Annotated in this window: 13 protein-coding genes; 4 read left to right on the top strand and 9 right to left on the bottom strand. The window is 62.3% G+C overall.

Annotated elements, in window-relative coordinates; translation table 11 throughout:
* The first annotated feature begins 3 nt into the window (after positions 1-3).
* A complete protein-coding gene (locus PBDP_RS15550) occupies positions 4-900 on the top strand; it encodes an AraC family transcriptional regulator (protein WP_109754148.1) in 897 nt (298 codons plus the stop codon).
* A gap of 84 nt (positions 901-984) precedes the next feature.
* Here the strand turns inward: PBDP_RS15550 and PBDP_RS15555 are convergent, their stop codons facing one another.
* The 5 genes from PBDP_RS15555 to PBDP_RS15575 form a co-directional block, all read right to left on the bottom strand.
* Complete coding sequence (locus PBDP_RS15555) at positions 985-1,803, bottom strand: energy transducer TonB (protein WP_212800890.1); 819 nt, start codon at positions 1,801-1,803, stop codon at positions 985-987.
* Positions 1,800-2,246, bottom strand: coding sequence for a protein TolR (tolR, locus tag PBDP_RS15560; RefSeq protein ID WP_176687785.1), 447 nt, complete (start codon positions 2,244-2,246; stop codon positions 1,800-1,802). The genes PBDP_RS15555 and tolR overlap by 4 nt, the downstream gene beginning before the upstream one ends.
* 13 nt (positions 2,247-2,259) lie before the next feature.
* Complete coding sequence (tolQ, locus tag PBDP_RS15565) at positions 2,260-2,967, bottom strand: protein TolQ (RefSeq protein ID WP_109754151.1); 708 nt, start codon at positions 2,965-2,967, stop codon at positions 2,260-2,262.
* A 64-nt stretch (positions 2,968-3,031) separates the two neighbouring features.
* Positions 3,032-4,948, bottom strand: coding sequence for a phytase (locus tag PBDP_RS15570; protein WP_502936876.1), 1,917 nt, complete (start codon positions 4,946-4,948; stop codon positions 3,032-3,034).
* A 205-nt stretch (positions 4,949-5,153) separates the two neighbouring features.
* Positions 5,154-7,676 carry a TonB-dependent receptor gene (locus tag PBDP_RS15575; RefSeq protein ID WP_109754153.1) on the bottom strand — a complete coding sequence of 841 codons (2,523 nt, stop codon included), beginning with the start codon at positions 7,674-7,676 and terminating at the stop codon, positions 5,154-5,156.
* 473 nt (positions 7,677-8,149) lie between these two features.
* On the opposite strand from PBDP_RS15575, the gene PBDP_RS15580 reads away from it, so the two are divergent.
* Entirely contained in the window at positions 8,150-9,064 is a 915-nt protein-coding gene (locus PBDP_RS15580) for a GGDEF domain-containing protein (protein WP_116832483.1), read from the top strand.
* A 9-nt stretch (positions 9,065-9,073) separates the two neighbouring features.
* Complete coding sequence (locus PBDP_RS15585; protein WP_109754155.1) at positions 9,074-10,111, top strand: AraC family transcriptional regulator; 1,038 nt, start codon at positions 9,074-9,076, stop codon at positions 10,109-10,111.
* 169 nt (positions 10,112-10,280) lie between these two features.
* Here PBDP_RS15585 and PBDP_RS15590 read toward each other — a convergent pair whose 3' ends face one another.
* The 4 genes from PBDP_RS15590 to PBDP_RS15605 form a co-directional block, all read right to left on the bottom strand.
* Positions 10,281-10,721 (bottom strand): CBS domain-containing protein, encoded by a 441-nt coding sequence (locus PBDP_RS15590; RefSeq protein WP_109754156.1) that lies wholly within the window; start codon positions 10,719-10,721, stop codon positions 10,281-10,283.
* Positions 10,722-10,771: 50 nt separating this feature from the next.
* Positions 10,772-11,158: a nitrite reductase small subunit NirD gene (gene nirD, locus PBDP_RS15595; protein ID WP_109754157.1), complete on the bottom strand. Its 387-nt coding sequence runs from the start codon at positions 11,156-11,158 to the stop codon at positions 10,772-10,774.
* Positions 11,158-13,719: a nitrite reductase large subunit NirB gene (gene nirB, locus PBDP_RS15600; RefSeq protein ID WP_212800892.1), complete on the bottom strand. Its 2,562-nt coding sequence runs from the start codon at positions 13,717-13,719 to the stop codon at positions 11,158-11,160. The genes nirD and nirB overlap by 1 nt, the downstream gene beginning before the upstream one ends.
* A gap of 568 nt (positions 13,720-14,287) precedes the next feature.
* Positions 14,288-14,911, bottom strand: a complete 624-nt coding sequence (locus PBDP_RS15605; RefSeq protein ID WP_109754159.1) for a TetR/AcrR family transcriptional regulator — start codon at positions 14,909-14,911, stop codon at positions 14,288-14,290.
* A gap of 82 nt (positions 14,912-14,993) precedes the next feature.
* On the opposite strand from PBDP_RS15605, the gene PBDP_RS15610 reads away from it, so the two are divergent.
* Positions 14,994-15,623, top strand: a complete 630-nt coding sequence (locus PBDP_RS15610; protein WP_212800893.1) for an NAD(P)H-dependent oxidoreductase — start codon at positions 14,994-14,996, stop codon at positions 15,621-15,623.
* Position 15,624 lies beyond the last annotated feature (1 nt).

Here is a 15,624-nt window from a genome sequence, read left to right on the forward strand (position 1 = left end):
AGCATGGAAGTCACCGAACGAACATCGGCAACCGGCCTGCAGGCACACATACGCGGCGAGCGCCTGGCGACGTCCGATGGCGTATCGGCCAAAGACATCCTGGTCGAGATCTTTGTCCGTGAGCGCAGCGAAGCACACATCGTCGTGCCGGCGGTGGCCGAGCCGTTGCTCGTCTGGGTGTTGTCCGGGGAAGCCATCGTCGAGGAGCGCATCGCCAACCAGGACTGGGAAGCGAATAGCGTGCGCAGCGCGGATTTCTTCCTGACCACATCCCCGGTGCCTTACGAGATGCGCTGGCAAGTCACCAGCCACGAGCCGTTCGTGGTCATGCATGTGTACCTGGGGTTGGCATTGCTGGAGCGCGCCATTGCCGAAGCCGGCGGCAGCGGTGCGGTCCAGTTGCGAGAAGTCTCTGGCGGACGGGATGAAGCACTTTCAGCCTTGCTCGAACCGATTCGGGCAGAGTTGACCCGGCGCGGTGAAACCAGTGCCTTGCTGATCCAGGGCATGGCGCAATGCGTAGCGGTGCACTTGGCACGGCATTACCTGGATGCCGATGCCGACGACATGTCCGGACGTAACGCCCTGCCAGCCTTCAAGCTCAAGCGGGTTATCGAACTGATGGAACAGCGACTGGCCGAACCCTTCTGCCTCGGTGACCTGGCCCAGGCCATCGGCCTGAGCGAATACCACTTCAGCCGCCTGTTCAAGCGCGCCACCGGGCGTTCGCCCTCGCAGTACTTCATCCAGCTGAGAATGGCCCGGGCCCGGCAACTACTGATGGAAACCGAGCGCAGCGTCATCGATATCGGCCTGGAGGTCGGGTATGGCAGCGCCAGCCACTTCTCCCAGATCTTCCGCCGCGAAGTGGGCGTGGCGCCGAGTCATTACCGCAAGTAAAGGCCTGATGGCGCCATAGTGAGGTTCTGGCGGTGTCGGGAACGATCGACCGGCCGCACAGGTACTTTCTACCAAGCATGCATTTCATTTGATCCGGTAGTGAAAGGTATTGCGCACCGCCGGCACCGTCACCGCCCTGCCATCAATGATTCGCGGTTGATAACGAAACGTCTGGGCGGCGGCCAGGGATGGCCGGATGAACAGGGGGTGGCAACCCTCGATGACCTTGGGGTTATCGATCCGCCCGTCCGGCATCACGCTGTATTCCACGGTGCAATCGCCTTCCAGCCCCTTGTCCAGGGCGCGTTGCGGATAATCCGGGGCTTGCTTGCTCAGGGGTTGATAACTGCGGCTGTCGGCGGTGGCCTGGCGTGCCTGCTCGGCAAGGCGTTGCTGGGCAAGCTCTTGTGCCTGCCGGGCCTGACGCTGTTGCTCGGCGACCTGCTGTTCGGCGTCTTGCCGGCGTCGTTCGTTTTCCTGGCGCTCGCGCTGCTGTTGGGCCTGTTGCTCGCGCTTCTGCTCCTCGACCCGTTTACGGGCCAGGGCCGCCTGTTCCAGTTTCTGCGCCTGGATTCGCGGGTCCACGACCGGCTTGGCAGGAACGGGACGAGGCGCATCAATGGGTGGCGGTGTGGATTCGACCAATGGCGCGGCGACAGGGATGACAGGGGCCGGGGCCGGCGCTTCGGGCACCGGAGCCGGCGGCAACATCACCAGTTGCGTGCGCAGCACCCGGGGCGTCTCGACGGTCGGCTTCTCCACGTTCCAGCCCAACACCAATAACAGCGCCACGCCAGCGTGCAGGGCCACGGCGAGCCCGGCCGCCAGGCTGTTTTTCCAAACGCCGGGGCGGTTCAGCGTCGGCGTACTCAAGGAGGCACTGTGCATGATCATCGCCGTCATTGTGGCGCCTCGGTCACCAGCCCGAGATTGCTCACGCCACCTTGCTGCAACGCAGCCATGGCCGCGACGACCCGGCCATAATCGGCATGCTCGTCGGCGCGGATGTACACCTGGGTATCGCTGCGCTCGGCCACGACCTGCGCCACCTTGGCACGCATCTGCTCCAGGTCCACGGCGCTGTCGGTCTGGTGGCGCGTGTCCAGCTCACCGCCCAGGTTCCAGTAGTAACCGCCCTCGGCCTTTACCGACAGGGTGAGAATTTGCTGGCGGCTATCGTTGGTCAGTGCCTCGCTGGCGACCTTGGGCAGTTCGATCTTCACCCCCTGGGTCAGCATCGGCGCGGTGACCATGAAAATCACCAGCAGCACCAACATCACGTCGATGTACGGCACCACGTTCATTTCGGCCTTGGGACCGTGCTTGCGTTGTGGCTTGACGAGCATCTGCCCTCTCCTTTCAAGCGGCCGAGGCCAGGTTCACCGGGGCACCGTGCAGCTTGCGGTGCAGACGCGCCTGCAGCTCGTTGCCGAAAGCGTAGTAACGGGTCAGCAACGTCTGGCCGCGGGCCGCAAAACGGTTATAGGCAATCACCGCCGGAATCGCTGCGAACAAGCCGATGGCCGTGGCGATCAAGGCTTCGGCAATGCCCGGCGCCACGGTGGAAAGGCTGGCCTGCTGCACCTGGGACAGGCCAAGAAAGGCATTCATGATCCCCCAGACGGTGCCAAACAAACCGATGTAAGGGCTGACCGAACCAACGGTGGCGAGAAACTGCAAACCTTTCTCCAACTGCACTTCCTGTTCGCTGATCGCCACCTGCAGCGAACGCTCGACGCCTTCGAGCACCACCTCGGGCGTGCTCGAAGGCTGGTTGAGCTGGGTGAAAGCCAACAGCCCCGCCTGGAAAATCGGTGTGACGCCGCCGTCTTCTTCGCGCACTTGTGCGTGCTCCCTATACAGGGGCAACAGATCCTGGGTGCTGCGAAAACGCTGCATGAAACCGTTGAACTGGCGCTCGTTGCGTTGCAACACGGCGCTGCGCTGGATGATCAGGTACCAGCTCAATAGCGAGGCCAGCAGCAACGTGAGCATGACTGCCTTGACCAGCAGACTCGCGTCGCTGATCAGGCCCCAGATCGTCATGTGTTCCAAAGTGGCTTGCATGGTTGAAACTCCTGTCTGGCGGTTATTCGATGAAATGTTCGTGACCGGTTGATGACAACGCCGCTCAAGGCAGGCGTAGCGCTTTCGCCACGTCGGCCCAGGGCACGAACTTGAAGTTCTGGGCCTGCTCGGGCATGCGCTTGCGGCCGTCCTGGACTACCAGCATTCCCTGGCTCCAAGGCCCGCCGAGGTTCACCGAGGTCACCTCCAGGCCATCGGTTTCCGATGCCCCGTCGATGCCTGCGGCGGCGTTCAGGCCGACCCGGAACGCACCCCGCACGGCATAAGGCGGCTGGGCATCGAGCACTAGGTAGCTGTCGTTGCCCTGGCTGGAGATCACCAGGTAGTCGCGGCCCCCGGCCTGGTACAAGGCCATGCCCTCGACGTCGGCGTGCAACGTCTGGCCGACCTCGATCACACGGCTCAACGTGGCGGGTTGCTCGGCCCGGGCATCCACCGCCCAGACGCCCACATCCTCTTCACCGAGAAACAGACGCTGGCGCTGCTCATCGGCCACGCAACCTTCAGGCTGGCTGTCGACGCTGAACTGGCGCACCAACTGGCCTTTCACCACGCCATCCGGCGCGCTCAGGCGGTACTGCACGAATCGCCCGTCCTTGCCGTTGGCAAAGGCATACAGCTCACCTTCGGCTGGTTGGAACAGGCAGATACCGTAGATTTCCTTCAGTGACGTCGTAATCTCGCCCGCTTCGCGCAACTCGCCACTGGTGCGGTCGATGCTGAACAGGCTCAAGCTGTTGCGATCACGATTGCTGGCCACGGCCAGGTCGACGGTTTGCGTGCCCAGCTTGAAGTTCGCCCGCACATCGACGTTATTCAGGCGTCCGACCGGCAGCTCCTGCAACAACTTGCCGCGCAGGTCGTAGGCCAGCAGGCCTTGCTTCTTGTTGGTGCCCAGCACCCGGCTCAGCCCGGGCGTCGTCGGATGAACCCAGATCGCCGGGTCATCGGCTGCATCGCCCTGGCGGGCCACTGGCTCGCTCTGGACGATGGCGGCGACACTCGGCAGGACCGGCGGCAAAGGCACTGGCGTGGGTTTCCAGCTGATTTCGCCTTGGTACAGGTGACCGTTGTCATCGTCGCGCAGCAGCACTTCAATGCCACTTTTCGTCAACCGCGCCGCGAGGTTTTCCGGCTCCTTCAAGCCCGCCAACGGCAGATTGGCTTTGGCGCTCCAACCCTCTCCCTGCTGCTGATACACATGCAGTTGCGCCGCTTCCGGGTCCAGCCCCAACAGGCCTCCCGGCAACACGGCCATGGCCCCGGCGCTTTGCCTGAGGTCGCCGAACGGTGCGCGCATCGCCACGGGCACCCGCACGGTCTCGGCCTCAGAGGATGCCGGATAGGCCCACCAACCCACCCGTTCCTCGTTGACGAACAATTGATTGGCGCTGTCCTGCACCTGGCAGGTCTTGGCATCCGGCGGCAATGGCAGGCCGCGCACCCGTTGCGCGCTGTCGCTCAGGCGCTCGCCATTGCCCACCAGCCATTGCTCGCCCTTGCCCTCCTCGCCGACCAGGAACACAAACAGGTTGCTCGCCCCGTCGCGATAAAGGCACAGGCCGTTGACCGGGAAATCCCGCACGGGCAGGTACAACGGCGTATCCCACTGACGGTTTTGTGGATCGAGGCTAACGATCAGGGCTTGCTGGCGCGTGCTGTCGAGGCTGGCGACCAACACGTTCGCGCCCTGGGCACGGCTATCGACACCTTCGAAGCTGCCCTTCAGGCGCGTCAGTTCGCGACCCTGGGCATCGAGCAAGAACAAGCCCTCGCGGGCACTGGCCAGTCGCTCGGTCGTCGAAGGGCCGGGCAGGAATGCCAGAGCGTTGATCGACAGTTGCTCGGCTTGAGACCAGGATTGCAGTTTTAGCCTGGGCGCTGGGGCGGCCGCCAGGGCGGCGGCGGATGCCAGGCTGATCGCCGTCGCCAGTAGGTAGCGCTTGGGTAAGAAAAACATCGTCTTCAACGGGAAAATCCTTGTCATTCAGTCAGACTCAAACGGGCTTGTTGCTCACTTCTATTGCCAGGGAATTCATCTGTGGGAGCAAAGCTTGCTCGCGATGCAGGCGCCTCGGTTTCCGGGAGACCCGTGTCGTCTTCGTCGCGAGCAAGCTTTGCTCCCACAGCCAAATCCTATTGCCACAAGTGATCAGGCTCGCGATTCAGAAATGGGTAAAGGTCAGCCCCAGCTTGTAGGTCGGGCCGTACTCTTCGTACTGGCCGTTGTAGGAGCGATGGCCGGTGTAGACGAAATATGGCTCGTCGGTAAGGTTCTGGGCTTCCAGGCTGACTTGCAGGTTCTTGGTCAGCGAATAGCGCGCGCTGAAATCGACGAAGGTCTGGGCGTCGACGTGCAGGTCATGGTCGCGGTCGCTGATGGACGCCAGTTCGAACAGGTACGCTGACTTGTAGTTGGCCGACAGCCGCAGGCTCAGCTTGTCGTTTTCCCAACCCAACATCAGGTTGCCGACCGTGTCCGACTGGTTCGGCAGGTCGATGCTGCGCTTGCGCTGGGTACCACTGGCCTGGTCGAAGCCTTCGATTTCGGCATCCGAACGGCTGAAGGTGGTGTTGGCCCCCAACAGCAAGCCGTTCCAAGGCGCCGGCAGCCAGTCGAATTTTTGCGAGTAGGCCAGCTCCAGGCCATAGAGTTTGGCGCTGTCGCCGTTGGCGTAGCTGTGGGCTTCGGCGAAATCGGTCCAGGCGCCCGTGCCGGCCAGGTCGGTGTTGTAGACGAAGTTCTTGATGTCCTTGTAGAACACGAAGGCCGAGACCGTGCCGGCGTGGCCCATGAAGTGCTCGATGCCCAGGTCCAGGTTGCTCGATTCCAGCGGCTTGAGGTCCGGGTTGCCGAAAGTCGCCTCGTCATCGTCGATGACAAAACCCGGCGCCAATTGCCCGAAGGTCGGACGCACCACGGATTTGGTCCACGCCGCACGCACCTGGGTGTTCTTGTCCAATTGGTAGCGTGCATGCAGGCCCGGCAACCAGTGGTGATACTTGCGACGGGTCTCGGTATCGGTGAATACGCCGTCGGTGGCGCCGGTGCCCTTGGCCTCGAACTCGGTGCCTTCGTAGCGCATGCCGGCGATGAAACGCCAGTCATCGATGTCGACGGTATTCATCAGGTACGCGGCGTTGATGTCCTCGCTCATCTTGAAGTCGTTGACGCGCGACTCCTGCTCGTCGAAAAAGTCATCGCGATTGAGGCCGCCGATCAACTGCTTGATGGCATCGGCGCTGATGCCCGGGCCGAAGCGACCGAGGCGGTAGTCCACATTGCCTTTCTGGAACTGTCCCAGGTTCAACTGCTCGTCGGTGAAACCCAGGTCGTCGAAATCCTCGTAGACCCAGGCGTCCAGGTCGTTGTCCTTGTTCCGTCGACTGACTTTGCCGCCGAATTTGACTTGGGACGCATAGCCGCGCAAGTCGTAGTCCCGGGCCAGGTCCAGACGCAGGTTTTTCTCGGTGTCGGTGGTCTTCTGCTGTTCCCAGTCCACCTTGTCGAGGCTGAAATTGGCAGGATCGTAGAACCCTGAGCCGATAATCGGCCGGGGCTTGTCGTTGTCGTAGAAACCGCCATTGAAACCATCGATGCCTTCGAAGGTGGCGCCGGCAATGTGGCCGGGGCTGTCTTCGCTCGATTGGCTGTAGCCGCCCTGGCCACTCAAGGTCCAGAGACCGAACAGGCGCTCACCGCCGAGTACGTAGGATTGGATCTCCTGGGTTTCTTCACGTTGCTTGAGTTTGCGCTGGCCCTCGGCATCACCCAGTTCACCGGCAGCCTGCGGGTCTTCAAAGGCGATGCTGGTGGAGTTGCGGATTTCGCTGTCCTTGTAGCGGCTGTACAACGTGCGCAGGTAATAGCTGCTGGAGTCATCGGGCTTGTAGTCGAAGTTCAGCCCGCCACCGGCCCGCTCGCGACGAATGTCGTAGTCGCGCTGTTCGAACTCTTCGAGGCGTGAGCCTTGCTCGAAATCCCAGGCACCGCCGGTTTCGACGTTGTCCGAGCCGAAGTCACGCTTCTGCCAGCTCAGCGCCGCGGCCACGCCGAAGTTATCGATGCCGTCGCCGAGGCTGAAGCGATCGCTGATGGCACCGGAGAATTTCGGGCTGGTCTGGCCGGTGTTCTTGTCATAGCTGGCTTCGCTGCTGCCGGTATAGAACAGACCCTTGTGGTCGAAGGCCGAGAGACTTTTGACGTCCACCGTACCGCCCAGGGAATTGGCGTCCATGTCCGGTGTCAGGGTCTTGATCACCGACAAGGATTGCACCAGCTCCGAGGGCAGTACATCCAGGGCAACGGCCCGCCGCTCGCTTTCCGGGGCCGGCACCAGCGTACCGTTGATGGTCACGCTGTTGAGGTCCGGCCCCAGGCCGCGCACGCTGACAAACCGACCTTCGCCCTGGTCGCGCTCGACGCTGACCCCGGGCAGGCGCTGCACGGCTTCGGCGACGTTTTCATCCGGCAATTGCGCCACGCCGTCGGCATGCACGACGCTCTTGATGCTGTCGGCGCTGCGCTGCTCCTTGAGGGCCTGGTCGATGCTGGCGGCCTGGCCAACCACTTCGACGTGTTCCGTGGCCGCCTGCTCGGCGGCGCTCAAACGCTCACTGGCAATGGCCATCGCCAATGCGGTGAACGTGAAACCGACGAACCCGGCAGTGCTGGTGCGGTGGTGCATGGTGGTCCTCCCCCAGGAATCCGAACTTCCGCCAGGCAATGACCCGGCAACTGGGAGGGCACGCTAGGGGTGGGGAATGACGGTTCTGTGACAGGGCTTGGCCGTGGAGGCTGGAATAGGCTGATTTAGGCGGGCTGGCGAGTCGGAATGAGCTGAAATGACCTGTTTTACAGACTCAGAGAATCTGAAGGGCGAAGGAATTTGGCGAAACGTCGCACCGCTGTGGGAGCAAAGCTTGCTCGCGATGCAGGCGCCTCGACTCCCTGAAAAACCGCGTCGTCTTCGTCGCGAGCAAGCTTTGCTCCCACAAAATCCCCTCGCCACAATGAGATAGGTGGCGATGTTATGAATGAAAAGTTCAGACAACCGATGAGCTGATTCGACCTCCCCCATCCATTCATCCACCGTCACCGCGCTGTCACATTCATCTGCTGTGCTGGGCCGCATTCCGCTTCTGGCAAAGGACTCCGGCCATGTTCTCCGTGCTCCGCCCGCACCGCCTCAAACTCGCCCTGCTCCTGCTGGCGGCCAACCTCGGGTTGATCCTGCATTTGGCCAGCGGCGAACTCAAACCCATCGCCGAATGGGTCTGGCTGGACATCCTCGGTGAAGGTGGCTCGGCGCTGCTGGCGCTGGTCTGGCTGGGGCTGGTGCTCAAAAGCCGGCCGGCCGGGCGGGTCACCAATTACCTGGTCCTGGGCCTGGGCTGCATCTTCTTTTCCTGGTGGATCGACAGCCTCGATGAATTCATCCGCCTGCCCGACAGCATCACCTGGGATCACTGGCTCGAATCCGGGCCCATGCCGGTGGGCATGATCCTGCTGACCCTCGGTATCTATCACTGGCACCGTGAACAATTGGCGATCAATGGGCAGATGGAGAAGCGCGAGCGTCTGTTCCGTGAGCACCGTTTGTTCGACAAACTCACGCCGTTGGGTGGCGCCGACTTTCTCAAGCACGAACTGTCCGCCAGCCTGGAAGACACACGCCGCCGTCAGCAACCGCTGTCGCTGCTGGCACTGGACCTGGACAACTTCACCGCCATCAACCAGCGTTTCGGCCACGGCGAAGGCGATGCGGTGCTCCAGGCCGTCAGCCAATTGCTGGTATTGAACCTGCGGCGCCAGGACTTGCTGTGCCGCCTGGCCGGCGATCGTTTCGTAGTGCTGCTGCCTGATACCGGCGAGAGCCAGGCCCGACGCCTGGCCCTGGAGCTGGAAATATCGGTGCGCAGCCTGGCCCACAAGACCCGGCAACACGGAGAACGCTTGCAACTGGTCGCCAGCACGGCGGTGGTGATGGCGTTCGACGAATCCGCCGACGCCTTGCTCAAACGCCTGAACCTGGCGCTGGCACAGTCCCGCACCACGTTGGCGAAAAGCGCCTGAGGCCGTGCCATGACACTCAAGACGTGCTGGTACGAAACCGACAGTCGCTTCATTCCGGGGCACTATCAACCTGCCGCGCTGATCGACCTGGCACTGTCGCGGGACATCGACAGCCATCGCCTGCTGCGCGGTACCGGACTGTTCCACGACGATATCCTTGCCGGACAAAGCCGCATCAGCCCGCAGCAATTCCTCGGCCTGATCGACAACAGCCGGCGCCTGCTGGATGCCAGCGACAGCAGCTTCCTGTTCGGCCAGCGGCTGTTGCCGGGACATTACGGGCCCGCGAGCCACGCGTTACGCCACGCGCAGAATCTGCATCAGGCCCTGCAAACCCTGATCGACCAGCAGGCGCTGCTCAGTCCATTGGCCGCCCCACGGCTGCTGGTGGACGAGCACTATGCCTATGTCCATTGGCTGGACAGTTGTGGCGCCGATGAGCAATGGCGCTTCGTGCTGGAGGCGAGCATGACCTCGATGGTGGCGATGAGTGCCTGGCTCAGCGGCGAACGCTTGCCCTGGCAGTGCAGCTTTCGCCACAGCGAGCCGCGTTACGTCGAGCAATACTGGGTGCACCTGGGTGAGCACACCCAATTCGACCGCCCCCTGGACTTGATGCGCCTGCCCCGCCACTGCCTCGCCCAGCCCTGGCCCAACGTTTCGGCCACCGCCGGCCAGGTGGCGCGGATCGAAGCCCGCGACCAACTCGATCAACTGGGCTTTGTTTCCAGCTTTCTGGATTGCCTCTACGACTACCTACACGTCCATGTACAGCAGACGCCAAGCCTGGAACAGACCGCCCAGGCCTTCGCCATGAGCCCGGCAACCCTCAAGCGCAAGCTGCACAAGCATCACACCGGTTTCCAGCAACAGGTGGACCGGGTACACACCCATGTGGCGTTGTATTTGTATCAGGTCAAGGGCTTCAGCAACGAGGAAGTGGCGCAGTACCTGCGCTTCAACGATACGGCGAACTTTCGTCGCTCGTTCAAGCGCTGGACCGGCAGCACGCCGAATCTGATCCGGCAATTGTTGGCGTTGGGTTGAGCGCTGACGTCGTGCGCGATCTTGTGGCGAGGGGATTTATCCCCGCTGGGCTGCGCAGCAGCCCCAGAGCAGTCAGCTCAACCCAAGGGGGGCGTCTATGTACAGTTTTGGGGCCGCTGCGCGCCCCAGCGGGGATAAATCCCCTCGCCACAAATGCGAGCTTGCGGAATCAATGCCCGCGAATGTAGTGCTCCAGTTGTCGGATCAAGTCCGCCTGCTCGACAATCGCCTCTTTCACCAGGTCACCGATGGACAACAGGCCGATCAACTGCCCGTTATCCAGCACCGGCAGGTGGCGCAAGTGGCTGTCGGTCATGACTTCCATGCAACGGTCGATGCTCTGCTGGCTGTCGGCGGTGACCACCGGAGTGCTCATGATGGTGCGCACTGGCGTACCCACCGATGAACGCCCCTTGAGCACCATCTTGCGCGCATAGTCCCGCTCGCTGAATACCCCCACCACCTGGCCGTCCTCGATCACCGGCAACGCGCCGACATTTTTCTCGGCCATGATTTGCAGCGCTTCGAGCACCGTCTGCTCGGGGGCGATGCTGTGGACCTGTCGGTTCTGCACACTCTTGAGTCTCACCAGTTGAGCAGCGGTTTTCATTGTTCATCCCCACATTTGACTGCAGTTTTCAACTCATCCAATGGCTCGGATCAGTCCTCGCCAATCTCCACCACATCGCCATTGAGCCGCACCGGCCATACCCGCAGGCGCTGCTCCGGGTACTCCAGGCAAGAGCCGTCTTCCAGCCGGAAATGCTGCTTGTACATCGGCGAGGCAATCACCAGGTCACCCTTGATGCTGCCCAACAAACCACGCCCGATGACATTCGCACCCGACTTGGGATCGCGGTTGTCGACAGCGTACAGCGGCTTGTCCTGATGCTCGGGCAGGTACAGCAATGCCACTTGGCTGCCGTCATGCCAGGCGACCACACCAGAGTTGGGTACCAGGTCGTCGCGGCTGCACAGGGCACGCCATTGCGACGGTTCCTGGGCGACATCGCGGACAGGAATACGAACAACGTTTGACTGGTTCATCAGAGCACCTCCTCGGTAACGGGAATCAGGTGAAGTTCGCCGGCGTGGACTGGCCGGCGCTGGCCGCGCTCCCGGACAAAATGAACATCCGGATCACCACGCCCGTCGTTGACGAAGGTGCGGAAACGCTTGAGTTTGTCCGGATCCTTGAGGGCATTGGCCCATTCGCATTCATAACGATCGACCACCAATTGCATCTGCGCTTCGAGCTCGGCGCCCAGGCCCAGGCTGTCGTTGATGATCACGTCCTTGAGGTAGTCCAGGCCGCCTTCCAGGCTTTCGCGCCAGACCGAGGTGCGTTGCAACTTGTCGGCGGTGCGGATGTAGAACATCAGGAAACGGTCGATGTAGCGGATCAGCGTGGCGTCATCCAGGTCAGTGGCGAACAGCTCGGCGTGACGCGGGCGCATGCCGCCGTTGCCGGCCACGTAGAGGTTCCAGCCCTTCTCGGTGGCGATCACGCCGACGTCCTTGCTCTGGGCCTCGGCGCACTCACGGGTGCAACCGGACACCGCGAACTTGAGTTTGTGCGGCGAGCGCAGGCCCTTGTAGCGATCCTCGATGGTCAGGGCCATTTGCACGCTGTCTTGTACGCCGTAGCGGCACCAGGTGCTGCCCACGCAGGATTTCACCGTTCGCGTGGATTTGCCGTAGGCATGGCCGGTTTCGAAACCAGCTTCGATCAGTTCGGCCCAGATATCCGGCAGCTGGTGCAACTGGGCACCGAACAGGTCAATGCGCTGGCCGCCGGTGATCTTGGTGTAGAGGTCGTATTTCTTGGCGACCACGCCGATGGCGATCAGTTTGTCGGCGGTGATTTCCCCACCGGCGATACGCGGTACCACCGAATAGGTGCCGTTTTTCTGCATGTTTGCCATGAACGTGTCGTTGGTGTCCTGCAACGGCACCAGGGACGGGTCCATGATCGGCTGGTTCCAGCACGACGCCAGGATCGAGCCCACCGCCGGTTTGCACAGATCGCAACCGGTGTGACCGCGACCGTGCTTGGCCAGCAGCTCTTCGAAACTGATGATGCCTTCCACCCGCACCAGGGCATACAACTCCTGGCGGGTGTAGGCGAAGTGTTCACACAGGCTCTTGTCGACGCTGACACCGCGGGCCGTCAATTCATGCTCGAACACTTGCTTGACCAAGGCCGCGCAACCACCACAACCGGTACCGGCCTTGGTGTCGCATTTGAGCTGGCCCAGATCGGTACAGCCACCATCGATGGCCGAGCAGATCGAGCCCTTGGTGACGTTGTGGCAAGAGCAGATGGTCGCGGTTTCGGGCAAAGCCGCCGGGCCCAGGGTCGGGGCGCCTTCGGACGATGGCAGGATCAGGCTGGCAGCGTCCTTGGGCAAGGCGATGCCGTTCTGCATGTATTGCAGCAAGGTGTCGTAATAGCTGTTGTCGCCCACCAACACTGCGCCGATCACTCGTTTGCCGGCGGCGTCCACCACCAGGCGCCGGTAGCTGGCGCTGGTTTCGTCAATGAACTGGAAGCTGCGCGAACCCGGCGTGTTGCCATGGGCATCGCCGATGGAGCCAACGTCCACGCCAAGCAACTTGAGCTTGGTCGACATGTCGGCGCCAGTGAAGGCTTCAGCGCTTTCGCCGCACAGCCGGGCCGCGACATTACGGGCCATCTGGTAGCCCGGGGCGACGAGGCCGAAAATACTGCCGTTCCAGGCCGCGCATTCACCGATGGCGTAGATGTGCGGGTCGCTGCTTTGGCAATGATCGTCGATGACCACGCCACCGCGCGGGCCGATCTGCAAGTCGCTCTGGCGGGCCAAGGCATCCTGGGCACGGATGCCGGCGGAAAACACGATGAGGTCGGTTTCCAGGAAATCGTCGTCGCCGAAGTTCATCCGATAACGGTACTGCTCACCGGCAGTGATCGACTGGGTGCCCTTGGACAGGTGCACGCCGACGCCCAGGCTTTCAATGCGCGCCTTGAGGGCCAGACCGCCCTGGGTGTCCAACTGCACCGGCATCAGCCGTGGGGCGAATTCCACCACATGGGCTTCCAGGCCGAGGGTCTTGAGGGCGTTGGCCGCTTCCAGGCCCAGCAGGCCACCACCGACCACCACGCCACGGCGAGCATTGCTGGCGGCGGCACGGATCGCGTCCAAGTCCTCCAGGGTGCGATAGACCAGGCACGAATCGCCTTCGGCGCCTTCAATCGGTGGCACGAACGGATAGGAACCGGTGGCGAGCACCAGCTTGTCGTAGTGAATGCGATCATGGGCGGTCACTACCTGATGCGCGTCACGGTCGATTTCCAGTACGGGTACGCCCAAGTGCAGGGTGACGCCAGGCGTCTGGTACAACGACGCCTCGCCAAGGGCCAGGGACTCGGCGTCGCGCCCCGAGAAATACTCGGACAGATGCACGCGGTCGTAGGCCCGCATCGGCTCTTCGCTGAACACATGTACGCGGTAATGATTAAGGGCACCGCGCTCGATCAGTTGCTCGACGCAGTGATGGCCGACCATGCCATTGCCGATCACGATCAGCGTTTGCAGCTTGTTCAGAGAAGCAACGTTGGAGTTCATAAAAAGCACCCGACAAAAGCCCATCACGATTTTGAAAGCAAAAAAAAGACGCCTGAAACCTTGCGGTTCCAGGCGTCTTTGCCTGTTCTGTGCGGTAGCGGTCCGGCGACTGCGCCCTGACCTACCGTTGTTCCTCCGGCCTGCTGGCGCTCGATCTTCGTTGACCGACGGAGCTGCCCACTCGACTGAGTTCGCGGTGGGCCTGGATAGCCTCTTGCAGCGAGCGTGCCAAACTTCGTCCAGCCCCTACTCATGGCAGCGCGTTCACCGCTGTCCCCCCTGTGGGAGCGGGCTTGCCCGCGAAGACGCCAGTTCTAACACCACAAGCCGACCGGCGCCCGCCCCCCTTTCCCAAGCACCACCCACTGCCTTGCGATGGTGCGATCACCCTGCCTGCGGCTTCATAAAAGTGCAGTCGTTCGAACACCCCGGCCAATCCTGAACCGAAGTGTTGACCGGGCTGCACTATCGCGAGCAAGCCCGCTCCCACCGTTAATTTTGCTGACCTCAGGATCCGCATGCATCCGGGATCCTCTGTGGGAGCGAGCCTGCGCGCGATAGCGGTGGGTCAACTTGAAGGGTTATCGGCGGTCCTGGCCACCATCGCCACGATACTGGCCAGCAGTTCTTCTTTTGCCTCGGCAGCGCTGATTTCCCCAGTCGCGGCGGCATTGGACAGTGCTTCCGCCGCCCCGAGCATCGCCCGCAAGCCGGCCTGGGTGATGCCTTTCGTGCCGGCGAACGGCTCCAGCACGGCGCGGCACTTGTCGAGGAAAATGCCCTCGTACTCGCGCTTGATACGCTCCAGTTCCGGCGAACTGGTCAGTGCTGCGATCACCCCGGGAATCTCTCGGCCTTGCAACAGCACGCACTCGACGTAGGAAGAAGCGATTACCGCCGCGCGGCTTTGCAGGGTGGCCTCGCTCGCGTCGAGGGCCGCATCCATCAATGCGGTCTGACGGGCGTCGAAATCCTGGTAAAGCGCCGCCAGCAACCCGGACCGGGTAATGAAATGGTCGTAGACAATGGGCTTGGTCACCCCCGCCTGGTCCGCCAGCCGGGCCAATGTCAGGGCATCGCTACCCTCCTCCCGCACCAGTCGCCAGGCGACATCGAGCAATTGTCGCTGGCGGTCATGCCGGGACAAACGGCGACGAGGTGAAGACTGCGGATGTTCTTCGGTACTTGACATGATAACTTTACCAACCGTAACTTACTAAGCGTAACTTAAGCATACCGGTCTTCCAGACCTCGTGACCAGAAGGAGTTTCGCCATGCATGCACTCATCGTTGTGGCTCACCACGATCCGCGCTCCCTCACCCACAGCCTGGCCGGGAAAATCGCCGAAGGCATCACCCGAGCCAACCCCGTCGATACGTTCGAGATCGCCGACCTGGCCGCCGAAGGCTTCGAACCGCGCTTCAGCTTTGCCGACCACGCCGTCCACCACCGCGAGGCCGTGCCGCCCGCGGATGTGCTGGCCGAACAAGCCAGAATCGACCGTGCCGACGCGCTGGTATTGGTCTACCCGATTTACTGGTGGTCCATGCCGGCATTGCTCAAGGGCTGGATCGACCGGGTGTTTTCCAACGGCTGGGCGTTCGATTTCAGCCTGGACAAGCCGTTTATCCAGAAGCTGCAGCACTTGCGGGTCCATCTGGTGGGCGTCGGTGGTGCCGATGCCGACAGCTTCCAGCGCCACGGCTACGGTGAGGCGATGACCACGCAGATCGACCATGGCATTTTCGGTTATTGCGGCGCCCGGGTGGTGAGTTCCCAGCTTCTGTTCGACTCGGAAACCGCCGATCCGCAGCAGCATCTGCAGGCCGCCGACGCTATCGGCCAGCGCTTGTTCGCCACGCTCGACGAAACCACCCACGCGCCCGCGACGGCATGCGCCTGAG

The sequence above is a fragment of the Pseudomonas sp. St290 genome (assembly GCF_018325805.1).
GTDB lineage: Bacteria > Pseudomonadota > Gammaproteobacteria > Pseudomonadales > Pseudomonadaceae > Aquipseudomonas > Aquipseudomonas bijieensis.